Annotated in this window: 19 protein-coding genes; 6 read left to right on the forward strand and 13 right to left on the reverse strand. The window is 60.3% G+C overall.

Annotated elements, in window-relative coordinates:
• Positions 1-144: 144 nt before the first annotated feature.
• Positions 145-2,487 (forward strand): heavy metal translocating P-type ATPase, encoded by a 2,343-nt coding sequence (locus FEZ60_RS02580; RefSeq protein WP_172935458.1) that lies wholly within the window; start codon positions 145-147, stop codon positions 2,485-2,487.
• 23 nt (positions 2,488-2,510) lie between these two features.
• On the opposite strand, the gene FEZ60_RS02585 is transcribed toward FEZ60_RS02580, so the two are convergent.
• Together FEZ60_RS02585 and FEZ60_RS02590 are read right to left on the reverse strand one after the other, a co-directional pair.
• Entirely contained in the window at positions 2,511-3,137 is a 627-nt protein-coding gene (locus FEZ60_RS02585) for a hypothetical protein (protein WP_172935459.1), read from the reverse strand.
• Positions 3,138-3,177: 40 nt separating this feature from the next.
• Positions 3,178-4,038 (reverse strand): slipin family protein, encoded by an 861-nt coding sequence (locus tag FEZ60_RS02590; protein ID WP_172935460.1) that lies wholly within the window; start codon positions 4,036-4,038, stop codon positions 3,178-3,180.
• 279 nt (positions 4,039-4,317) lie between these two features.
• Between FEZ60_RS02590 and FEZ60_RS02595 the strand changes: the two genes are divergently transcribed.
• On the forward strand, positions 4,318-7,056 hold the full coding sequence (locus FEZ60_RS02595; RefSeq protein WP_346343320.1) for a cation-transporting P-type ATPase: 2,739 nt from the start codon (positions 4,318-4,320) through the stop codon (positions 7,054-7,056).
• 6 nt (positions 7,057-7,062) lie between these two features.
• Here FEZ60_RS02595 and FEZ60_RS02600 read toward each other — a convergent pair whose 3' ends face one another.
• The 8 genes from FEZ60_RS02600 to FEZ60_RS02635 form a co-directional block, all read right to left on the reverse strand.
• On the reverse strand, positions 7,063-8,466 hold the full coding sequence (locus tag FEZ60_RS02600; protein WP_172935461.1) for a wax ester/triacylglycerol synthase family O-acyltransferase: 1,404 nt from the start codon (positions 8,464-8,466) through the stop codon (positions 7,063-7,065).
• Positions 8,467-8,504: 38 nt separating this feature from the next.
• A complete protein-coding gene (locus tag FEZ60_RS02605; protein WP_172935462.1) occupies positions 8,505-8,783 on the reverse strand; it encodes a DUF1876 domain-containing protein in 279 nt (92 codons plus the stop codon).
• Between the two features lie 143 nt (positions 8,784-8,926).
• Positions 8,927-9,481, reverse strand: coding sequence for a hydrogenase maturation protease (locus tag FEZ60_RS02610; RefSeq protein WP_172935463.1), 555 nt, complete (start codon positions 9,479-9,481; stop codon positions 8,927-8,929).
• The gene (locus FEZ60_RS02615) at positions 9,478-10,782 is read right to left on the reverse strand and encodes a Ni/Fe hydrogenase subunit alpha (RefSeq protein WP_172935464.1); all 1,305 of its coding nucleotides are present in this window, start codon (positions 10,780-10,782) and stop codon (positions 9,478-9,480) included. Before FEZ60_RS02615 ends, FEZ60_RS02610 begins: the two co-directional genes overlap by 4 nt.
• Positions 10,772-11,539, reverse strand: coding sequence for an oxidoreductase (locus FEZ60_RS02620; protein WP_172935465.1), 768 nt, complete (start codon positions 11,537-11,539; stop codon positions 10,772-10,774). The genes FEZ60_RS02615 and FEZ60_RS02620 overlap by 11 nt, the downstream gene beginning before the upstream one ends.
• Positions 11,539-12,411, reverse strand: coding sequence for an FAD/NAD(P)-binding protein (locus FEZ60_RS02625; RefSeq protein ID WP_242484421.1), 873 nt, complete (start codon positions 12,409-12,411; stop codon positions 11,539-11,541). The genes FEZ60_RS02620 and FEZ60_RS02625 overlap by 1 nt, the downstream gene beginning before the upstream one ends.
• Positions 12,389-12,853: a cyclic nucleotide-binding domain-containing protein gene (locus FEZ60_RS02630; protein WP_172935466.1), complete on the reverse strand. Its 465-nt coding sequence runs from the start codon at positions 12,851-12,853 to the stop codon at positions 12,389-12,391. The genes FEZ60_RS02625 and FEZ60_RS02630 overlap by 23 nt, the downstream gene beginning before the upstream one ends.
• The gene (locus FEZ60_RS02635; protein ID WP_172935467.1) at positions 12,850-14,007 is read right to left on the reverse strand and encodes a 4Fe-4S dicluster domain-containing protein; all 1,158 of its coding nucleotides are present in this window, start codon (positions 14,005-14,007) and stop codon (positions 12,850-12,852) included. The genes FEZ60_RS02630 and FEZ60_RS02635 overlap by 4 nt, the downstream gene beginning before the upstream one ends.
• Before the next feature lie 172 nt (positions 14,008-14,179).
• On the opposite strand from FEZ60_RS02635, the gene FEZ60_RS02640 reads away from it, so the two are divergent.
• The gene (locus FEZ60_RS02640) at positions 14,180-14,680 is read left to right on the forward strand and encodes a GNAT family N-acetyltransferase (protein WP_172935468.1); all 501 of its coding nucleotides are present in this window, start codon (positions 14,180-14,182) and stop codon (positions 14,678-14,680) included.
• Entirely contained in the window at positions 14,667-15,632 is a 966-nt protein-coding gene (locus FEZ60_RS02645) for a 1-phosphofructokinase family hexose kinase (RefSeq protein WP_172935469.1), read from the forward strand. The genes FEZ60_RS02640 and FEZ60_RS02645 overlap by 14 nt, the downstream gene beginning before the upstream one ends.
• 68 nt (positions 15,633-15,700) lie before the next feature.
• On the opposite strand, the gene ppsA is transcribed toward FEZ60_RS02645, so the two are convergent.
• Positions 15,701-18,025 (reverse strand): phosphoenolpyruvate synthase, encoded by a 2,325-nt coding sequence (gene ppsA / locus FEZ60_RS02650; protein ID WP_172935470.1) that lies wholly within the window; start codon positions 18,023-18,025, stop codon positions 15,701-15,703.
• A gap of 226 nt (positions 18,026-18,251) precedes the next feature.
• Here ppsA and FEZ60_RS02655 point away from each other — a divergent pair, with 226 nt between their 5' ends.
• Both FEZ60_RS02655 and FEZ60_RS02660 read left to right on the forward strand, forming a co-directional pair.
• Positions 18,252-18,830 (forward strand): CBS domain-containing protein, encoded by a 579-nt coding sequence (locus FEZ60_RS02655; RefSeq protein ID WP_172935471.1) that lies wholly within the window; start codon positions 18,252-18,254, stop codon positions 18,828-18,830.
• Between the two features lie 47 nt (positions 18,831-18,877).
• On the forward strand, positions 18,878-20,260 hold the full coding sequence (locus FEZ60_RS02660) for a wax ester/triacylglycerol synthase domain-containing protein (protein ID WP_172935472.1): 1,383 nt from the start codon (positions 18,878-18,880) through the stop codon (positions 20,258-20,260).
• A gap of 1,496 nt (positions 20,261-21,756) precedes the next feature.
• Here the strand turns inward: FEZ60_RS02660 and FEZ60_RS02665 are convergent.
• Both FEZ60_RS02665 and FEZ60_RS02670 read right to left on the reverse strand, forming a co-directional pair.
• A complete protein-coding gene (locus FEZ60_RS02665) occupies positions 21,757-21,906 on the reverse strand; it encodes a hypothetical protein (RefSeq protein ID WP_162487745.1) in 150 nt (49 codons plus the stop codon).
• A gap of 356 nt (positions 21,907-22,262) precedes the next feature.
• A complete protein-coding gene (locus FEZ60_RS02670; RefSeq protein ID WP_233363778.1) occupies positions 22,263-22,610 on the reverse strand; it encodes a carboxymuconolactone decarboxylase family protein in 348 nt (115 codons plus the stop codon).
• Between the last annotated feature and the right edge of the window lie 739 nt (positions 22,611-23,349).

Raw genomic sequence — 23,349 nt, forward strand, 5'->3', positions numbered from 1 at the left:
AATTGCCGAGACAGTGTCGGTTCGCTACCCCTCTTGCCTTCAAGTGTGTTCGGAAGCCGGGGCGGTTGTCACGGGGTCTTGCGGTGATCGAACCAGGCATTACGGCACTACCGGATATTCGATCGGCCAAGCCACGCTGGAATCATGCCGGTGATTCGAGACCTGCTCGCGCGTTTGCTGTCCAACGCAGAGACGGTTCTATTGGTCGTAACAGTCACGACGTTGACTGCTGGCGCTCTCGCCTGGGTATTCGACAGTCGTCCGTCAGCGGAGGCATTGTGGGCAGCGGGGGCGATCGTGGCCGTGATCCCCGCAGCGTGGTGGGTCATCGATGCGCTACGCCGAGGTCGAGTGGGCGTGGACGTCATCGCCGTCCTTTCCCTCCTCGGAACGCTGTGGATCGACGAATATCTCGCCGGCGCGTTGATCGCGGTCATGTTGGCGACCGGTCGCACGCTCGACGCCGCAGCCAACCGCAGAGCGACGCGGGATCTGCGTTCTCTTCGCGACCACGTACCGGGCACTGCGCAACGCGAGCATGACGGACAACTCGAGACAGTGAAACTCGACGAGATCGGTCCCGGAGATCTGATATTGGTCGGGCCTGGCAGCGTGGTGCCCACCGACGGTTGGATTGTCGGCGAGCCGGCACTGCTGGACGAATCTGCACTGACCGGCGAGGCCAACGTCGTGGAAAGACCTGTGAGCGACGCCGTGCGGAGCGGTGCGGTCAATGCCGGTGGGGCCTGCCGCATCGAGGCAAGTCGCGATGCGCAATCGAGCACCTACGCAGGAATCGTTCGGTTGGCGCAGGACGCGGCAGCCGAGAGCGCACCGGTTGTGCGACTGGCCGATCGGGTAGCGGGTTGGTTTCTTCCGGCCACGTTGATCATTTCCGGTTCCGCGTGGGCCATCAGTGATTCCTTCCCTCGGGCTGTCGCCGTGCTGGTTGTCGCAACGCCGTGCCCGTTGTTGTTGGCCGCTCCCGTGGCCATTGTCTCCGGACTTTCGCGCGCTTCGCGCATCGGCGTGATCGTCAGGTCGGGTGGAGCGCTCGAGAAGCTCGGAAGCGCCCACACCCTCGTGATCGACAAGACAGGTACTCTGACCAGCGGACGGCCGACACAATCAGATGTTGTATGTGGTGATAGCTACGACAGTGCGACGCTCCTTCGATTGGCGGCATCTGCCGATCAGGTATCGTCACACATTCTGGCGGAAGCGATCGTTCGCAGTGCCCGCTCACGTGGATTATCGCTGAGCACACCAGAAATGGTGACTGAGCGACCCGGCTATGGTGTTGTTGCGACGGTCGACGGCCGAATTGTCACTGTGGGGAGAATTGACGGGACTGTCGATCGTCCCGGTTGGGTTGCCGGAGTGGAGAATCGTGCGCGTCTGGACGGCGCCGTGATTGCCTGGGTGAGTGTCGACGGCACTCTCAGTGGCGCAATTCTCCTGCTCGACCCGATACGGACGGACGCGCCGTGGACGATACGACGACTGCGCTCAGCCGGGATACGCAAGATTGTCATGCTGACGGGTGACCGACCAGAACCCGCAGTCGAGGTCGGATCTGCATTGGGGCTCGATTGCGTTCATGCAGAACAAGAACCGGACGACAAAGTCGCACGTGTCCGCGAAGAGTCGGCCCAGGCGGTGACGTTGATGGTCGGTGACGGAATCAACGACGCACCGGCCTTGGCGGCAGCATCGGTCGGAATTGCGATGGGCGCGCGCGGCGCGACAGCGTCGTCGGAGGCGGCCGACGTGGTTCTGACAACCGATCGACTCTCCCGCGTTGCCGACGCTATGGACATTGCCCGTCGATCCCGCCGAATCGCGTTACAGAGCGCGATACTCGGGACAACGCTGTCGCTTGTCGCGATGATCTTTGCTGCCTTCGGATTCCTGATTCCCGCAGTCGGTGCCTTGTTGCAGGAGTTGATCGATGTTGCCGTGATACTCAACGCGTTACGTGCACTGAACGGCGGGAGATCGACGGTTCCGGTGCTCGATCCGAGGTTGTTGATGATGCTCCGAGGATTTTCCTCGGAGCATCGAGAGATGCGAGATGGACTGGAAGTAATCCGTGTCACCGCAGAGGCGGTGGTGAGTGGAGATCGTACGTCCGCTTTGCGTCGACTGCACGAAACCGACAGCTTTCTCCAAGACATGATTCTTCCCCACGAGCGTTCCGAGGGCGCGAATCTCTACCCGATGCTGGAGCGTTCGATTGGTGGCGCGGATTCGATCGCGACAATGGCGGGTGCGCACGCCGAAATCGAGCGGCTCAGTCGAAGGTTGGGCTATCACGTCAGAACCGCCGACCTCAATGGTGCGGTGAAAGCGGATCAGGTACAGGACCTCCTTGCCTGCCTGTACGGGCTGTATGCCGTACTGAGGCTGCACTTCCGCCAAGAGGAACAAAGCTATTTCGTTCTTGCCGACGAGCCGGAAACGGAGGATGAGGATGCGCGTGGTTGATTTCGTTGCGGAGGTTTTCAGTTTCACGCCTGCTGCTGAAATTTGTTCTTCCACTCTGTGTCCCACATCCGATCGTTGTGCCAACCGATCATTGTTCGTGCTGCGGAAATCATCATGCACATCGCGAAAACGGTCGCACCGTACAACACGATCGCAGCGGCCACTCCGTCTACGGCCGCAATCGACGTTTCTGGTGGTGGTTGAACCTGGTTGCCGTTGCCGTTCGTCCAGACCTTGATCGTGTCACCGGCATGCGCACCGAAGTGTGCAATCACCGGTTCGGTGCGAGAGTTTCCGTTCATCGTCCACGTCACGACTTTCCTCGCGGCACCGGCAACTGTTGTCTCCGAACCTATCGGGTTTGCTGGAATCTCGGGAGTCGATGGAACCGATGGAGAGGTGTTTGCGACTGTTCCGTTCCACTGTCGGTAGGTGTTGTACTGCTGTTCGATTCGGGCTCGGCCGGATGTGTAGACGGAAGTCCCGATTGCCGCCGAGACAGGTATTCCGAGAGCGCCGATTGCGCATACGGCGATAATCAGAGAGGACAGGAGTCGGTCCGAGGGGCGCATCAGCCGGTTCGAGGACCACGGCACCTGATTCCACCAGCGACTGGGCCGAGTGATCGAGCGAATCAGATAGCTGCGCATGGTGTCCGCCTTCCGGAGCGGCATGAGTTGACGGGCTACGTCACGAACGGATGGTGTTGAGGGCGTTGTCGTCGAAGATTGTTTCGTTGACGGTGTTTTCATTCGACCCGCGGCTGGACAGCTCTTCGGCAGAAGTAGTTTCCCGTTGGAGGAACGACCCCAGTTCGCCGATTGCGCTCATCAGCGGCGCGGGGAATACGACGGTGGTGTTCTTCTCGACACCGAGTTCGGCAAGGGTCTGCAAATTACGCAGTTGGAGTGCCAACGGGTGGGCCATCATGGTGTCCGACGCTTCGCCGAGTCCGGCGGCGGCACGCGCTTCACCTTCGGCTGCAATGATCTTCGCTCTCTTCTCCCGTTCGGCCTCAGCTTCGCGAGCCATCGCTCGCTTCATGCTCTCGGGCAGCTGAATGTCCTTGAGCTCTACCAGCGTTACCTCGACACCCCAGTCCAGCGTGGTTGTGTCGAGTATCTGACGAATGCTGGTGTTGATCACCGCTGTCTCGGACAAGACTTCGTCGAGAGAGTGTTGACCTACTACGTTGCGAAGAGTGGTTTGGGCGATCTGGTTGATGGCGGAACTGACATTTTCGATAGTGACCACTGATTTCTCGGCATCGATGACGCGGTAGTAGGCAACTGCCGCAATGTCGACGCTTACATTGTCACGGGTGATGATTCCCTGCGATTGGATCGGCATCGTGACGATCCGCATGGAGACCTTGGTCATCCGGTCGATCGCGGGAATGATGAGCGTGAGGCCGGGATTGCGCACCGCGATGATCCTTCCGAGCCGGAAGTGAACACCGCGCTCGTACTGGGTGACCACTCGCACTGCCATTGCGAAAAGCAGAAATGTGACGACGATGACGATGATGACGACGACGATCGTTGCGTTCATGGTGATTCCTGATTCTGTGCAGAACGGACTCGAACTGCCCAGTCCTGCTGGAGGCCAGGACGTGAGGGACGTGTTCCGTTTACCGTCCAGCCTCGCGCCCATCTGACCGTCGTCTACATGGTCGAATGTCACTAGTTGTATGGCCTGCGACCTCGATTCCGATCTGGCAGGTCGTGAGCCACGATTTGACGACCGATGACCCTGGTATTGCGCTCGTGTACGGAGAAACCTCGAACCGAGTAACTGTTCGCGGAATTTCGATCCGTGTGGGAGGTGCGTGTGTCCGAAACGGTCATCGATTCGGAATCGGATGCGGTGAATCCGCGTGAATCCGTCGAACGGATGTTTCGCGATCTGAGGTCAGGTCGGCAGGGCCTCTCGTCCAGGGAGGCGGAGCGTCGAGCTATTGTCCACGGACCGAACGAACTCCAGCGTCGGCGCGGGCGTGAGTGGCCAGGTCAGGTGCTTCGGCAGTTGACTCATCCGCTCGCGCTGCTTCTGTGGATGGCTGCGGCGCTCGCGGTTGTCAGTGGCGCCACCCCGTTAGGCGTGGCAATCGTCTTCGTGATTCTGGTCAATGCGGTCTTCGCGTTCGTCCAGGAATTACACGCCGAGCAAGCAGTGGAGGCGCTCTCTGCATTCCTTCCTTCTCAGGCGACAGTGTTGCGGGACCGGGTCGAGACAGTCGTTGACGCGCGGGCCCTCGTTCCGGGCGATGTCGTCGTTCTCTACGAGGGGGGGCGGGTATCGGCAGATGCACGGTTGGTGTCCGGCTCCGTCCAGGTCGATCTGTCGGCACTGACCGGAGAGTCCGTTCCCGTCTCCATTTCCGCTGATTCAGGTGGCGGCGCAGGTCCTCTTGTGGCGGCTCGGGACATCGCTTTCAGTGGGACGGACGTGTTGGGCGGCAAGGCAATCGGATTGGTCTTTGCCACCGGCATGCGCACGGAGATCGGACGAATCGCGGCTCTGTCGGAACGGGTAGGGCGGGACGAAAGCCCGCTCGAGAAGCAAGTAAAGAAGGTGGCGTGGCTGATTGCCTGCGTGGCCGTCGTGATGGGTGCGGCGTTCATACCGCTCGGGAGTCTGATTGCGGGACTGTCCTGGGGGGATTCGGTGAACTTTGCAATCGGGCTCCTTGTAGCCAACGTTCCGGAAGGGCTTCTGCCGACCATCACGCTGGCTTTGGCTGTCGGAGTGCGCACTCTCGCCAGGAAGGGTGCTCTGGTCAAACGGATTTCGGCGGTGGAGACGCTCGGTTCCACGAGTGTGATCTGCACCGACAAGACCGGGACACTGACTGTCAACCGTATGCGCACGATCAAGATATGGACACCGGGCGGAGTTCTCGCTTTCGACGGCAACAGTCAACCTCAGCCTGCCGAGTCCCTGGCGCGCCGGATGGCACACGCCGTCACATCCTGTTGCTCTGCCGAACTACGCGACGACACTCCGACCGGAGAGAACACGAGCACCGGGGATCCCACGGAGTTGGCGATGTTGCGCGCATCGGTTCTGATCGGCGAGCCCGTATCCGCGGCGCCGAAAGGCCATGACGCCACCTTCCCGTTCGATCCCGAACTACGCCGGATGTCGACGGTGGATCGAGTCGACGATCGGTTCGAGATCTACGCGAAGGGCGCGCCGGAGGAAATCCTGTCCCTGTGCACGCGCATCGCGGAACCCGAAGGGGCCCAGCGCAACATTTCGCGCGAAGATCGCTCCGACCTTGCTGCGCTGGTGCATGATTGGGCGGGTGAGGGTCTGAGACTGATCGCGGTGGCAGAACGCTCGGTTGGCGTTGCCGACGGAGAACTATTCGATCGTGGCGAGGCCGAACGAGAGATGACGTTGCTCGGCATCGCCGCGATGATCGATCCGCCACGGCCCGAAGTCGAGGACGCTGTAGCGAAATGCCATTCGGCCGGAATTCGAATCATCGTGGTGACAGGCGATCACGGCCTGACCGCCCGCGGAATTGCCGAAAGTGTGGGCATCGGGCACAGAGGTTTGCAGGTGGTGACCGGAGCTGAACTCGAAGAGATGTCGGAGAAGGACCTCGACGCGCTCCTCTACACCGAAAACGAGATCATCTTCGCCCGCAGTTCGCCCGAGGAGAAGCTGCGGATAACGGACGCTCTACGCGCCGGTGGATATGTGGTCGCGATGACCGGCGACGGCGTCAACGACGCTCCGGCACTGCGAAGGTCGGATATCGGGGTCGCAATGGGCAGATCCGGCACCGATGTCGCCCGGGAAGCAGCGACGATGGTGCTCACCGACGACAATTTCGCCACCATCGTCGAAGCCGTCCAAGCAGGGCGCAGGGTCTACGACAACGTCCGGAAATTCATCGTCTACATTTTTGCGCACGCCACACCGGAAGTGGTGCCCTTTCTCGTCTACGCGCTGTCCGGAGGGCAGATTCCGCTTCCTCTGACAGTGATGCAAATACTGGCGATCGACTTGGGTACCGAGACGTTGCCGGCGTTGGCACTGGGCCGCGAACAAGAAGAACCCGGACTGATGGACAGGGCGCCGCGAAAAGCCTCGCAAAATGTCGTGGACAAAGCGATGCTGATTCGGTCGTGGGGATTGCTCGGTGGGGTCTCGGCAGCGGCAGTCATGGGCCTGTTCATGGCAACTCTCCTATCAGGAGGGTGGACTTTCGGGGCGGACGTGTCGACTGGCTCGCTCGAGCACACCTGGAAGCTGGCCACGACAATGAGTTTTCTCGGGATCGTGTCCTGTCAGATCGGCACGGCGATGGCATCACGCACCGAGCATGCGTCTCTGCAGCAGATCGGACTGTTCTCGAATAGGTTGTTGCTGTGGGGAATTGCGTTCGAAGTGGCATTCGCCGCCATTGTGGTGACGGTACCGCCATTGCAGCGAGTATTCGGAACAGTGACACCAGAGTGGTACCAGGTTCTGTGGCTACTGCCGTTGCCGATCCTGGTGTGGGGGTGTGACGAGATATGGAGGTGGACGCGGCGGCGCCGATCCGGGCAGGCGTAGCCGAAGCTACGGTCCACTCTCGGTTGTGTCGTCGGGTTCTCGTACGCTCGACTCCTGGGCGCTCACGAGGATTCTCAGTTCACTCTCCAAAAACGTTGGTAAAAGATCGATTTCGGGGACAGAATCGTAGTCGGCTGTGATGCCGAACGCGAATTGGCCGCTGTAGCTCAGTAGCGCGAATCCGAGCCGCAAGCGCACGGCGATCGGCACGAAAGGGTAGATGCTGACTATCTCTCGACCCATCAGGCGGCATTTCCTTGTAGGTCCAGGGACGTCGGTGACAACGGTGACGATGCTTTGCTGAGGAACCCGCGCCGCAAGTCGCACGAACCATGCAGACGATACGAACGGGACATACTGGGCGAGCGTCGTGACAAAGTGACCACTGCGAGATTCCCCTCCTCGCTTGTACCGTGAGAGTCTCTCGTGAATCACCTGCAGTCGGTCGACAGGATCGGGTACGTCCACGGGTAGAAACGGGAGAAGAAGAGAAACCTCGTTGTGCGGCGATACATCGCCGTCGGGTGTTCGAACCGACACCGGCACGAGGCAACGCACTGAGTGCCCGTCGGGGTCCTCGTTGCGGTGCAGAAGAAGTGAACGAAGAGCACCAGTCACACAAGCCAGTGCCACGTCGTTGACGGTTACGTCGAACGTCGAACAAATTGCCTTCACGTCCTGCATCCGAAGGTTGGCCGTGGCGTACCTCCGCTGACTACCGATCGGCCCGATCAGCGTCGTTCGCCGGCTCGGGGTCAGCACATCGCCGAGAAGGTGTGCAAAACCCGCGGCTCTCCGCAGTAGCTGGCGAGACACACGGACAGGTGCGCCCAGCGCGGCGGTCGAAACACCGATGAACGTGCTGTACAGGGACGCCGATTTCTCCGATCCGGGACCGCTCGTGCTCGTGGTGTTGTCACCAACCGGTACGGATTCCGGCGGCGAGTCGAACAGTACGTCGAACAAGCGAGCGCCACTGACCCCGTCCACCAGCGAATGGTGCGCTTTCGTCAGTACTGCCCACCGATCTGCTTCGAGGCCTTCGATCAGCCAGCACTGCCAGAGTGGGCGATCTCGATCCAGCCGCTCGGACATGATCCACGCCACTGTTGCGGCAACGTCTTGCAGTCGCCCGGGCGAGGGCACTGCGATCCTCATAACATGGCGCGCCGGATCGAAGTTCGGATCCGCCGTCCACGTCGGGGCCGCCAGATCGACGGGAACTGTATGGAGACAGTCCGTGCCGTGTGGGATGAATCGTATCCGTGAGCTCAATCGCTCGAGAAACTCGCGATCGGTCGGTACGGGGCCTTCGGCTATCACCAATGCCCCGATGGCGAGACTCGCGTGGGAATCCGAATCCTCGACTTCGAGAAACCCGGCATCGAGTGGAGTTAACTTGTCCGACATTACCTTTCACCTTCCTCACGCGTGCTGAACGAATCGGCTCAGGAAGTCAGGTGAATAGGCTCATGCGTGATGCCCACGAGATCCGCTCTGGTGGCTTCGATCAATTGTCGCGACAGGTCGGCAAGAGCGCGCGAGGCTGCGAGTTCGTCACCGATTTCGGGTACGTCGAGGTCGGACGGGTTGCAGCGCGCGAATCCCGCGCCGGCGAAGTGCGTGTCGTCCTGTGAATGCAGTCGCGCGATCGCGCGAGTGCGGTTACCGTTTGCTGATGTGTGCTCGTCGATGGTGATGTCCACCGACCAGTGTTTTTCGTTCATGGAACGACTCCTCTGCATTCACGTGTCGCTGGTCGCACCGATGACACGTGACCGCGACCTCGCGACCCTTTCGCCGTTGTTGCTGCGACTGACACATGTTGTCTCCGTGACGGAATGGTGTGGTTCGCGGTACGGGCACTTTTTCATTGTCCTGGGGTGAACGACCTGTGGAATAGAGGCGAAGTGCCGTATTCGACGGCGAAAGTCCGTGATCTGTTCGACGAAGGGATCTTCGCAGGGTTGACGATCTCTTCGATGATCGCGGATACAACTACGGTGACGGACGCCGCAACGGGGGGTGAAAGTCCGATGCCGAAACCGATGTCTTGTGCCTCGACTGTATAGATCGCCACGCGGCGTGGTTTTCGGTCGAGTGCAGCCCCCAATGCCAGCGCTTCGACGATGCCCAGTCCATGTGAGCTGGTGCAGTGTCCGCAGTGTTCGTTCGGCCATCTCGTGAATCGACGTATCCTTCCCGGTTGCCGTGAACTATCGACAGCGTGTGTCTGGAGATACGAGTCGACAAATACCGCCAACTCCGAGCCGGACCAGGTATCGATCAGCGTGGAAGCCTCGCCGTTCGTGGCCACTACACGGGCGCCGGCAGGGTGCAGGTGCCGTATCGCTTGCGCTACGGCAAGTCCGACGCCGTCGTCGCGGCGAAAGTCGTTGCCGATCCCGATCACCGTGACGGTCATGCGCGGTCGATCGTCAGATCGAGGAAATGGGTGGCACACGAGATGCAGGGGTCGTAGTTCCGGATGGTTTTCTCGCACAGCTGTGCCAACTCGGTGTCTGTCAACATCAGATTCGCGGCGAGGGTCTTGCGGAGGTCGTCTTCGATGGCTGCCTGATTTTGTGAGGTGGGCGGAATGATGGTGGCGCGCAGGATCCGGCCTTCTGGATCGAGTTGATAGCTGTGGTACAGCACGCCCCGCGGTGCTTCGCTGACGCCGTACCCGGTCGCGGCATGGGGCGAGACGTCGACGTACGGTTGATCCGGTCGTTGGTACTCGCGTATCAGTCGTAACGCCTCGTCTACCGCAAATACGGTTTCTACCGCGCGCACCACAATGCTCTGAAAAGGGTTGCGGCACACTGCTCCCAAGCCTGCTTCGGTGGCCGCTTGACGTGCGGTATCCGATAGTTCGGCGGAGTTGAGACTGTATCGCGCCAACGGCCCCGTGAGATAGGCGTGGCCGTCGAAGTATGCGTGCAGCGCCGTCGAATGAGGAACCTGGCGTTCCTCGACATGAGCGCAGAACTCTGACGGCGCGAAAATCGATCCGGATGCGGTTGTCAATGAACCATTTTCGATCGGATACTGGCCAGTGTGCGTAAGTGCGAGCAGATCGTAATCGATCTCGGCATCGGGGAACTCGAAGTGCGACACCCACCGCAGCGTCGCGAGAGCGTCGTCGAGTGCCGTGCGCAATTGATCGGCGAGAGGCCCGAGTTCGCTGAGCGTCGGCGCTCGATAAAAGCCGCCGAGGCGCACATTGACCGGGTGAATCGATCGACCACCGATCAGGTCGAGTATCGCGTTTCCTGCTTTCTTCAAGGCCAGGCCACGTTCGACGTCTGGACGCGCGATGCGGGCGAGTTCGACGGCATCGCTCACGTTCAGGAAGTCAGGAGCATGGAGCAGGTAGATGTGCAGAGTGTGGCTGGCGATCCACTCGCCGCAATAGAGGAGTCGGCGCAGATCGAGAATCGGTTGGTCGAGGTCGGCATCGCAGGCCTGCTCGATCGCGTTGCATGCGCTGACTTGATAAGCAACAGGACAGATTCCACAAATCCTGGAGGTGATGTCGGGAGGTTCGCGGAAATCGCGGCCACGGAGAAACGACTCGAAGAACCGTGGGGGTTCGTAGATGTTCAACTCAGCGGCCTCGACACGGCCATCTCGGACCGTGAAGGACAGGCGGCCTTCCCCTTCCACACGTGCAAGGGAACCCAGCGTCACCCGGGTGGTATTCCGGGCGCTGTCATTGTCCATCTCGCCTGATCCCGTCGAACTCGGGGGAGGAGACGTTGAAGGTCGAGAAGACCCGCTCGATGCCCTCGTCGGTCATCCCGCAGATGCGCAGCCACCCGGACATGGCAGTCAAGTTCGGATCGGACGACGGACCGAAACATCCGTAGCACCCCCTCGACTGCGCGGGGCACAGCGCGCCGCAGCCGGAATGGGTGACCGGCCCCAGACACGGTGTGCCGTCGGAGACCATGACGCAGGTAAGACCGCGTCGTTTGCACTCGACGCAAACACTGGTGTCCGGGATATTGGGCTTGCGTCTGGCCAAATACGACGAGATCACCTCGAGTAGTTGTCGACGATCGATAGGACAGCCCCGCAATTCGAAATCGACCGGCACATGGGCGGCGATCGGTGTGGAGGTGGCGAGAGTACCGATGTATTCGGGGCTCGCATACACAACGGACATGAACTCGGTGATGTCCGCAAAGTTCCGCAGGGCCTGTATCCCACCAGAAGTCGCGCAGGCCCCGATCGTCACCAAATATTCGGAGTTGTCCCGGATTCGGTGAATACGTTCGACATCGGCAGCGGTGGTGATCGACCCCTCGACCAGCGAGAGGTCATAGGGCCCCACTTCCACCGCACTCGACATCTCGAGGAAGTGCGAAATGTGAACTGTCTCGGCCAAAGGGAGCAATTCGTCTTCACAATCGAGCAGCGTCAACTGGCATCCATCGCAGGACGCGAACTTCCAGACCGCCATAGTCGGGGTGCTCATCACAACTCCTTCACTACGAGAAGCGGCCCGGCTACGGAATAGTCGACCACCGGACCGTCACGACAGAGTAGAAGTTCGCCGAGTTGGCAATGCCCACAAAGCCCGGCCCCGCACTGCATGTTCCGCTCGAGTGAAACCCGAATATTCTGCGGTGCAATCCCTTTACCGATCATGGTGCGAGCCGACATCCGCATCATCGGCTCAGGCCCGCACAGAAGAACCGTCGTGGATTCGGGTTCGAGAACACCTCTTCCGAGTGACTGCGTGACAAAGCCGACATGCCCGCGCCAGGCAGGATCGGCCACGTCGACGGATAACTCGACGTCCACCACGTTTCCCCTACTCCAGGTATCGAGATCCGCGCGGTACAACAGATCGGATGGTCGGCGAGCGCCGACATGGAGGACGATACGACGAAATCGACCGCAAGCCAGTGCCTCCAGGACCGCCGAACGCACTGCCGCCAAGCCGACCCCACCGGCGACGACAATAAGATCATCCTTCGCAGACTCCAGATCCCATCCAGCTCCGAAAGGCCCTCGTATTCCGACGACATCACCGACACACGCTTCGCGCAGTGCGCGACTGACAGCCCCGACAGCCCGAACAGTATGGACCACAGTGTGATCGGTACGAGTGGGGTCTCCACTGATCGACAAGGGAATCTCACCCACCGCCCGCGCATAGACCATCATGAACTGTCCGGAACAGAACCCGGGGAACTCATGCTCGGGTGCGGCCAGGGTCAGGGTCGAAGTATCGCTGTTCTCGTCGTGGCGAGAAATGACTCGGCAGGCGGTTGGCACGAGTGCATCGCGTCGGGGAGCCATGCCCCGCTCGCTCGACGGCTTACCGAACATGCTCGCGTGCATAGACATCGAGCAGGCGTGCGCGCGTCGCCTGCATTCGGTGGAGGAGTGTGTCCGCGAGGATCGAGTACACTGCCCGTCCGAGCGCAGGATCGCTTTCGGCGACCGCTTGCAGCATCGTGGCATCGATCTCGACTGCTGTCACGGGTGTGAGCGCAGTCGCTGTCCACTGCCATTGTCGAGGTGGTTGGAACCAGGAAACGCCTAACACTTCGCCGACGGACAGCGTTTCGACAGTTTCGTCGCCGCGTCCGGGAATCGTTGTGGTGAGGGCAATTCGGCCTGACTGAAGTAACCAGCACCTGTCAGCGTGGCCGCTCTCGTGAAACAGCACGGTACCTTGCGTGAACTGCACTTCGTGAGAGATGGCAGCGAGTTCATGACGTTGATCGTCGGCCAGATCTTCGATTTCTCTCGGACAGTGCTCGCGGGTGTGATCGTTCATGAGTGACCACCGGTATTGCTGTCGGGTTCCACATTCAAGGCACCAGTCAGGCGAGCCGCTTCTGCCGTGATGTCGATTCCCACCGGACACCAGTCGATGCATCGACCGCACCCGACGCATCCGGACGAACCGAATTGGTCGTGCCAGGTGCCGAGTTTATGAGAAATCCACTGGCGATAACGGCTTTCGCCGCTGGTCCGTACTATGCCGCCGTGCAGTTGTGAATAGTCCAGGTCGAAACACGACGACCAGTGCTGCCAACGTTCTACATGGTCACCTGTGAGGTCGGAGACATCCTCGGAGGTGGTGCAAAAGCATGTCGGACAGACCATTGTGCAGTTTCCGCACGTCAAGCACCGCGAGGCGACGTCCTCCCAGACATCGGCGTCCCGAGCGTCGCGGAGCATGCCGCGAAGGTCGATGTCGGGCATTTCGCGGCCCATGTGGTGTGCCGCGTCGGCGACAGCTCGTGCGGCCTCGGTAGTTTCCCGGTCAGTGGCTTGTCTGCTTCGGACGAGTGCGAGTATCCGTGCTCCTTCTTCGGTGCCGACCCGTGTAATGAATCTGTGGCCGTCGTCGTCGATTCTTTCGGTCAGAGACAAGTCGTACGCGCTTCTGGCTTCGGGGCCGGTATTCATCGACGCACAGAAACAGACCCCGCCGGGTTCGGTGCAGTTGGCGGCGATGACGAACAGATTCTCGACAAGACCGGTACTCGAACGTCCGCCGGCGGCCAGGACCGTCTCGAGTATTCCGATCGCTGCAAGGTCACACGCGCGTACGCCGAGAAAGGCATATTTCACCGGCGCGGTTGCCGGCGCGTGGAACATACCGTCCTGGGATTGGCTCCACAGTTGTTGACGCGCTGGATGAAGATACTGTTTCCACGATTGCGGCCCGGCAGAGTGACCGAAGACGGCGGCATCTGCCCGCCGACGCAATCGATATCGACCAGGACCGGTCTCTACACCCCAGCCCACCGGCAATTGGTCACCGGATACGAGCGTATCGAGAACGATGGCGCTGTCGCGGATCGTGGGGCCGATGACACGGTAACCCCCGGCGGACAATACTGTGATCAGGTCGTCGAGCCCGCGTCGGTCTATGACGACGTGATCGCGAGTGACGTCGGTCGGTGATCTGGTGCCGGTCATGGGTCCTCCTTGCGGGCGACATCCGTATTTCTCCACAATCCAGTGTTCGCGGGGTGACTGTCGGCGGGTAGTGGGCGAAGGACGGTATTCGATGACAAAAGTCTCTGCCCACTACAGGCAATGCCACGGTTCAATCGGGAGGTATCCCTCCAGCCGAATCAGGTGATGAGCGATGGCCGCGACGGGCAGCGGAATCGACACGACAACAGTTCGGTGCCTCGGCGCAGATGACGCCGGTGCGGTGCAGCGATTACATGCGCGTCTCGACCAGCACGATTCGTACATGCGATGGTTCGGGCCTCAACCGAAACAACTCACCGCCTTTTCCGATCAGTTGTGCGAGTGCAACAAGTGGCGATGCGCCATCGGGGCGTTCATCGGCGACGAATTGGTTGGGGTCGGCAACTTCGTCATGTTGGACGGGGTGACACCGCCGACGGTGGAGTTCGCCCTCGTAGTCGCGCAGGATGAGCGGCTGCACGGAATCGGTACCTCACTCTTGGATGGACTCGAAGATGAGGCATACCGACACGGTGCGCGGCGCATGGTGGCCGAGGTGATGGGGGAGAACGCACCCATGCTTCAAGTCATCCGGGAACGAGGCTGGGCACATTCACTCCGTCGTGACGGATCCACACTTCATCTAGAGGTGATACTTCATGTCGCAGAATAGCTCGCGTGTCGTGACGGTGACGATGAATCCTGCGCTCGATATCTCCACCAGCGCACCTGCAGTGCATGCCACGGATAAGATGCGCTGCGCAGCCCCTCGCCGCGACCCCGGGGGAGGTGGACTGAATGTGGCTCGAGTTCTGCATGCGCTCGGGGAGGACGCGACAGCGCTCCTTCCCTCGGGCGGGCACTGTGGGCAGGCGGTTCAGGATCTACTGACTGGTGAGCAGGTGCGGTTCTCTGCGGTGCCGATCACCGGTTCTACCCGCGAGAGCTTTACCGTTGACGACCTGTCGACAGGTTTCCAGTACCGTTTCGTGCTGCCCGGCCCGACCGTTGCCTATGCAGAGGTGGAGTCGTGCCTCGAGCGTGTGCGCGACTTCGCAACCGATTCCCGCTTTGTCGTCGTGAGCGGAAGCCTGCCTCCAGGGGTAGACGCCGATTTCTGTCAGCGTCTTTCCGATCTGCTGGCCGACACACCGACCCTGCTGGTCGTAGACACCTCCGGCGTCGCGTTGCGGGCCTTGCAGCGGGGCGTCTACCTCGTCAAGCCGAGTGTTCGAGAGCTCCGTGATTGGGTTGATCTGCCTCTCGAGTCTCGGGCGGAACAAGCAGCGGCGGCGAGAAGCATTGTTGAACAGGGAGTGTCCGAGGTGGTGGTTGTCTCGCTGGGGGCGGAGGGAGCTCTGGTGATTACGGCTGATGTATCCGAGTATGTTCCCTCGGTGGATGTGGCGTCGATCAGTGGAGTCGGTGCAGGTGACAGCATGGTTGCGGGCATCGTGTATTCACTCGTGCATGATCGTTCGCTGATCGAAGCCGTGCAGTTCGGTGTTGCGGCGGGTGCAGCGATGCTGCAGACGCCAGGAACTGCGCCGTGCAGACCTGCGGATGTCGAGCGGTATTACACGCGGATATGTGAACTATCAGGTCTAAGAGTATTTCCGTCCTGATCGGGGGCATTGCACCCTGCCGGCGGCACAGCCGTTCAACCACTACCCACCGGCTGAAAATCTTATGCTTACGGACGATTCTTGTCGGCCGGGATTTCGTGGGCACGAGCCTGACCGAGAAGTATTCGACGCTCGGCCACCGCAATTGCTCGACGAGTCGCATCGGCTGCATCGGGAGTCACAGAGACAGACGTGATTCCTTGTCTCACTAGATGTTCCGCCAATGCAGGATCGGTGGACACAGCTTGGCCGCAGAGGGAGGTCGTCAAACCTGCGGCGGTGGCGCGTTCGATGATCGTGTCGATGGTCTCGAGTACTGCAGGATCCATGGTATCGAAGAGGTCCTTGCAGATTTCCGAATCCCGGTCTACGCCCAGCACCAATTGTGTGAGGTCATTGGTGCCGATGGATATTCCGTCGATGCCCATTGCTGCGTAACGCGGTATCCAATACGCCACCGAGGGTATCTCGGCCATGACCCATCGCAGCATACGACGATCCGCCCCGAGAGGATGCGCGTCCAACTGCGCGAGGCATTTGGACAGTTCCCACCCAGTTCGAACAAACGGAATCATGAGATGAACGTTCGGGTGGCGCTTACGGGTTTCGGTGATGACATCGAGATCGAGTGCAAACAATTCGGGTTCACGGATGTAGCGGAAACATCCGCGGTAGCCGATCATCGGGTTGTCTTCGTGTGGTTCGACCTCGCCACCTTCGAGGTTCGCAAATTCGTTGGTACGGAGATCGATGGCGCGATAGACAACGGGTCGTGCACCGAATGCGGCTGCGATCCGCGAGAGAGCCGAAGACATTGCGGTTACGTACTTCTCGTGTAGGCCACGCGCAATCATCGTGCGGGGATGCAGTCCTTCGAGGGCGTCCATGATCAGAAACTCTGCCCGGAGCAGGCCGACACCGTCGACATCTGTGGCGGCTACTCGCTCCGCAGCCTCCGGTGTTGCCAGGTTGACGTAGACGGATGTCGCCGTTGTCGGTCCGCGGTGCGGCACGGCGGAAGGTGCGATCTGGGTTGTGGGTGCGCTCGTCGTTGCGGCCGCTGCAGTATCTGCCGCGCGGACCGTTCCCGCGGTTCCGTCGACAGTGATCAACATTCCGTCGGTAAGATCTGATGTTGCCGTGCGTGTTCCGACGACGACCGGCCGACCGAGTTCGCGGCCGACAATGGCGGCGTGGCACGTGATGCCCCCGCCATCGGTGACAATTGCGGCAGCGCGCCGGAGAACAGGCAGCCAGTCCGGTCGGGTCATCGGTGCCACAAGAATTTCGCCGTCGAGGAGATTGCGACCGTCGGCCACCGAACGCAGGACCCGTGCCCGGCCGGTGGCTGTGCCCGGTCCGGCTCCCAGTCCGTGGGCCAGGATCTGTGCGCTCGACATATCTGCCTGTGTGTCAGGTGGTTTCGCTTCTGTATGCTGCCCCAGCGTGGTGATCGGGCGTGTTTGGACCAGCCACAGTTGCTGCCCGCTGTAGGCGAATTCGAGGTCCTGCGGTCGCTGATAGTGATCTTCTACGGCTGCCGCAAGAACCGCGAGCCGGTGGATCTGATCTTCGGTGAGGATCTGTTGTTCACGTTGCAGCAGAGGAATTTCCGACGATCGTTCAGTCCCCTCCGATAGCGCAATCGCGAAGGATTGCGAGCCGATATGCACATCGAGCACGGAAAAGTCCGGTTTTGACACCACATACGTATCTGGTTCCACCTGCCCGCCCACGACTACTTCGCCCAGGCCGGTAGCAGCTTCGATCACGATGCGATCTCTCGCGCCGGTGCGTGGATCGGCGGTGAACACGACGCCGGACTGTTCAGCATCGACCATGTGTTGGACAACAACTGCCAACGACGGCTCTTCGGTTACCCCTTGGAGACTGCGGTACGTCAATGCTCGATCCGACCACAGAGATGCCCAACACTTTCGGACCGCGTGGATCAGATTCCTGTCGCCGGACACGTTCGTGAAGCTATCGTGAATACCGGCGTACGACGTGTCGGCCGCGTCTTCGGCCGGCGCTGACGAACGGACGGCGACGCGTGTCGTCGAAGGGCCGAGGACACGATAAGCGTCGATAATCTCCGCGCGCATCGCATCGGGGAGGACTGCCGAGCAGATCGCGTCTTTGGTGCTGTCAACGTGTGGCAGAGGCCCCGTTTTCAGCAGTTCTCGAAACCCGGAAGCTTCCATTGCGTCGAGATAACCTGCAGTGTTGATTACAAATGCCGGGGGAACCGGGAATTTCGACCGCATCAGTTCGCCGAGGTTGGCGGCCTTGCCGCCGATAGTGGGAGCATCGCCGGGGCCGACCGCATCGATCGGTACAACCCACCTGTGTGTGGCGACTGGATGCGTGGCGGCTGAACGGCTCGTCTTCATGGGCTCTCCCGATCGGAGGGGGGCCGCTCACCTGATCGCGGCCGACAGTGTTCAGCGAACTCTGGTGCGTGTCGGGTCGACAGAGGCGGAAGTCACTGCACTCGATGTCGATTACCAGTACACGCGCGGTGCCCAGGTCCCTTCCGCTCGAAATGGGATTCCGTCACGCTGGATACATCAGTCCTTCGACGTCTGCTGCCTTACCGGGCAGCCAAAGGAGATCGTCATGCTCGCACGGCACATCATGAGTAGTCCGGTGACGACGATCGATCAGGCGGCGAGTACGGACCAATGCCTGCAAGTAATTTCTCGGTCAGGGTTTTCGGTGCTTCCGGTGATCGACGAACACAAGCACCTTGTCGGGATCGTCTCCGAGGGTGACCTTCTCCGGAGTAGGTTTCACGGTGCGTCGCAGGAAGATCGGGTCGTGTCCGCCGACGAATCCGTCGCTGACGTGATGACCAAGCCGGTCATTGCGATGACCGCAGACGCTGAGATCAACGCCCTCGCCTCGGCCATGCTCCGGTCCGGACTGCGTGCGGTGCCGATTGTGCAGGAGGGCGATGTCATCGGAATAGTGACGCGCCAGGACCTGATCGGCCTCTTGGCGCTTGATCCTGATCGCATCGTCGACGAAGTGCGGCATCGACTCGACCTCTACGGCGGCCCGGATCTGTGGGCAGTGGGGTTTGTCGACGGAACACTTACTGTCAGTGGTATTTCCGAGGACGATCCGCAGCGAGGAGTCGTCATCGCACTTGCATCGTCGGTTCCTGGAGTAGACGAGATACGACTACAACCCTGAACAGCAACAGATGTGATGACGGGTGACGAGAACTGGATCGAGTAGCAATGAATGCAGCGTGCGCACGATCGATGACGCAGACGGACCTGATGTCGTGGCGGATGGAAAAGGATCCAATTCTTCGCTCGACCATCGTCTCGATTGTTTTGCTGGACAGAAGTCCTGACCAAGATCGAATGATCGAAGTCATGCATCGCGCCATCGATGTGGTGCCGATGTTCAGATGCCGAGCGGTTCCGAGCTCGATTCCCTGGATTCCACCTCGGTGGGTAGACGATCTTGACTTCGATCTCAGCTGGCATTTGCGTCGGTTGACCGTGCGGGAGCCAGGAACCTGGAAAGAGGTTCTCGACTTCGCACGCACAGCTGGGATGGCCGCATTCGACAAGGATCGTCCGCTGTGGGAGTTCACAGTGCTCGACGGACTCGCTGACGGCGGCGCGGCACTGGTGGTCAAGGTCCATCACTCTCTCACCGACGGGGTCGGGGGAATGCAACTGACACGTGAAATCACAGACGAGACAAGAGAAGGGGAATCGCGCCGATCCGCGCGGGAGACTGTGACATCTATTGATCATCCGACCGGTGCCAATGCCGTAGCGATCTCACTGGGGACGGCGTTTGGGTCTGCCGTTCGGCAGGGTGCACGTGCATTGCGGCATCCTGCCGATACCGGCCGCGGCGCCGCACGAATCATCGGTTCGGCACTGCGTATGACACGACCGGCGACTACCACATTGTCACCGGTGATGACTGCGCGTAGTACGCGTCGAAGTTTCGGTGTGGTCGAGTTTCCGGTCGCGGCGCTTGCGGCAGCCGCGACTGCCACGGAGTGCTCGATCAACGATGCATTCTTGGCTGCTGTTCTCCTCGGAATGGCGGAGTACCACTGCCGCCATGGCGCTGTGCCGCCGGATCTGATGGTGACCTTGCCGATCAGTCTGCGTACCGATCGAGATCCACTGGGCGGCAACCGAATATCATTGGCGCGATTTGCGCTACCACTCGATATTGCGAGTCCGGATCAGCTGATGCGCCGAGTCCGCGACGTTGTCGAAAGCTGGCGAAATGAACCTGCAATTCCGCTCTCTCCGCACTTGGCTGCGATGCTGAATATTCTGCCGGTTGCGGTGACCGGCGACATGCTCAAACACATGGATTTTGTTGCCTCGAACGTCGTAGGTTCCTCGACAGCTCTGTATCTTGCGGGCGCGGCGATTACCAGGCAATTTGCGTTCAGTCCCACTCTCGGCTCGGCATTCAACGTGACGTTGATGTCGTACTGCGACCATGCGTGTATCGGGATCAACGCGGATGCTGGTGCGACTCCTGATCTGTCGGTGCTGATGGCGGCACTTTCCGATGGTTTTCGCGCGGTGCTGGCTCTGTGTCCGCGGGGAATTGACGCTGCAGTGACGGTTTCATGCTGATCAGCGGGAACCATGAGCAGCATGCCTTCGAATTGTGTACCGGAGATTCTCGGAGCGTGGGTGAATAGTTCAAGGCCAGGTACCGACTGGGAGTTGTGGGGGCCTGCCACCCAAGCGGAGGGAAAAGTAACGTCCACTCCCGAGCGTGTAACTCGGGATCATTTCGACCAGGAGGACGGCGACTTTCCATGAACACCTACCCAGCAGGCAGCTGCACGAGCGAGGTCCCGACAACGGAGGTTGCGTCACCCTTCGCCGTTGGTGAAACTCATGATCACTGCGGTGCCAACCTGATTGCAGGGCCTTTGGCGGGACGGAGCAGTGCAAACACGTTGAAGTTTCGGCCCAGTGTATTAGGCCATCCGCGAAGAATGTCGCAGGTTCAGCGTGTTTAGTGGCGTGGTGCGCCGGCGCGCGAGTTTGGTGTGCGGGGCTGTCGGTGTCTAGGGTATTACCGATTGTCTCGGCAGTGACGACCCCTTCACCAGAATGGAGCCGGAGCGCACGATAGCTCCGTGCGTCGGCACGGCTACGCCTTGAAGCGCCACAGCCGATCAACGGTCGCTGCCCCCGACCGACAGCTAACCCCGCTCCGGCAACGGAATCTATGGCTTTCGCTCTTGGACCAGCCGCCACCATACTGCGTCGGTCGGACTCATGGCGCCTTCCGGCATGGCCTTTCCTGCCGACAGCGTGTCCGCGAGGACGTTGTCACGAAATGCGCCTGGCAGCACACGATAGCGAATCGAATCGAGAGAGCATACCAATGCGAGAATCCACCACAACGTGCACGCGTATTCTCGAGCGGACCTTTCTCCATCCCACTGATAGAATCCGCGGTACCGGTTTTCTTCATCAGCACTCAGCCACAGTTTCGAGACAAATCCGGGAAAGCCAACGAAAAGCGGTGTGTTGAAAAGGCTTTCGGCCCGAAACAGAGCGTGTGCACGGCCATGAATACCCCGCAGTCGGAAGGTTACGACGAGGACAACCGGGTCGACAGGGGGCGGTCCCTTCACGATGGTTTCCCGGTAGACGATTCCAGTTGTGCCGTCCGCGAAAGTCATTTCTTGCCCTATGTGCTCTGTCGGTTGACAGATGCGGCGCTGGGCGACGAGGTTCACAGTCCGTGCAACGCAGCCGAGGAGACGTAATACCGCGACTCGCAAAGGTGGGGGCCGTAATGCGGACCCGTCCTCATAATCATGGATAGATTTGTGCTGCATTGAATTTCGTGTATTCATGGCTTCTTTCGTCGAATGGCGCGGTGTTCATGTGTCAGGCTCGTAACCAGTTTCTGCGTTGGATGAGGGGTCCCTGCTTTTACCCTTTCGTGGTCTTGGTGGCAGAGCCAGGGCCGAAGGTCATCGTTCGGCTCCTATCCCATTCCGCCTGACAGCTGTCATCTGGTGCAGGATCGACCAAAAGTCACACAATTTCGTAACCGTGGTCGGGATCAGTTGGTGGCGGCACCATCTTTGTGATCGAAGATGCGTCTAGACGTTGCGCCATGTTGCCGCCCCCTCCCACGGTGCGGCTTCGAAATGAGTGGCACCATTCGGGTTCGGGATGGAGAGCAGACTTTTCACGTGCAGAGTGACCTTCAGATCTATGTGACGCTCGCCCAGGCGACGCGTGGTACACACGCCGAATCTCCATGGTCCGGCAACAATCAAAGTCGGTGAGCTGAGGTTATCTGGGTGAGCACAGCATCCCGTCTTCCATAGAGGTCATAGCAGTCTGTCGAGGTGGAACGGGTTCAACCAGTCCCGGTCTCATGTGCCCGCACTCGCTGGGCCAACTGGCGACGGAATGGCAGTTTCGTGTCCTCGGCCTGTCAGGTAAGGCACCGTTGGGTGTCTGAGAGTCTGCTCTAACAGCGGTGTGCCGAGTCGAGGGCCTCCGGCCGCTGGTGAGAACACACGCACGTGGTTCCATCTACGGTGACGCTTGCGCGCGGGCCCGTTCGAATTTCTGTCGGAAAGAGAACCCTGTCCCGCTGTCAATCGGTTGAACTGGCAAACTGTTCGACTGCCTCGAGCGCCTCGCAGCCGTAGACGACAGAGGGCCCTCCGCCCATCATCACTGCGATACCGATGGTCTCCATGACCTCGGCACGAGAAGCTTCCGCTTTCAGTGCATCATGCACGTGGTATGCGATGCATCCATCGCAGTGCGCGGCGATCCCGATCGCCAAGGCCATTAATTCCTTGGTTTTCCTCGGCAAGGCCCCGTCTGCGGTACTTGCCATGTGCAGCGAGCCGAAAGCGCCCATCGCCGCCGGCGCTTCGCGTCCAAGTTGACCCATCAGCGTCCGTAGACGCTCATACATTTCTGGATAGTTAGCCACAGCTCCTCCTTCGAGCGGCCTCACCTTTCGATCCTACGGCGCATTGTGCGTCTGCTGGGCGGTGATAATTCCGTGGCAGCGGCGAGAGACGGTTCGTCATCTGTTTTCGCATAATTTCTACCGACTGTGGTGATGATCGGAAGCAGTACGACACAGTTCTTCTCGAGCGCCGGACCAGCAGTTCGGACTAAATTTGCTCACGCCGGACCGTCAGCCCTCTCAATCCGTACGGTCAGCGCACGTATTTCTCTCTCGCGGTGCGAAGAAACCCGGCGGAACCCAACGATTCCGAGGAGCGGCAGTACCTACCGATGCGATGATCACTGAGGTGCGCGTGCGGTAGACGAATCGGGTCAGGCCACCTACCCCCGTAATCCCTACACACGCCCGGGGATCGTGACCAGAGCCAACACCATTGACAAACCAAGTAGGTTGTACGCCAATCGAATCGATCGGCCAGGGGCGGCGAGGGGTGCGAAGACGGTGCTGGCCAGACCTGCAGCGAGGGTGAGGATCATCAGCGTTTTGACGTAGTTGTCGCCGTATCAGCGGGGTCAGGGCGGCGAATGCAGGTGGATAGGGCACCGCGCCCATCGCGATACCGGCGATCTCCCACCCCGCGAAGAAGATCGGGAGCGCGAGAGCCGTCGCGATGATCACCAGCGTGGGCGCCGCGAGGACGGAACCGGCGGTCACGACCCAGCGGGGCCCGTGGCGATCGAGGACTCTGCACCGACGA

The organism is Rhodococcus sp. MS16 (assembly GCF_013277795.1).
Lineage (GTDB): Bacteria > Actinomycetota > Actinomycetes > Mycobacteriales > Mycobacteriaceae > Rhodococcus_F > Rhodococcus_F globerula.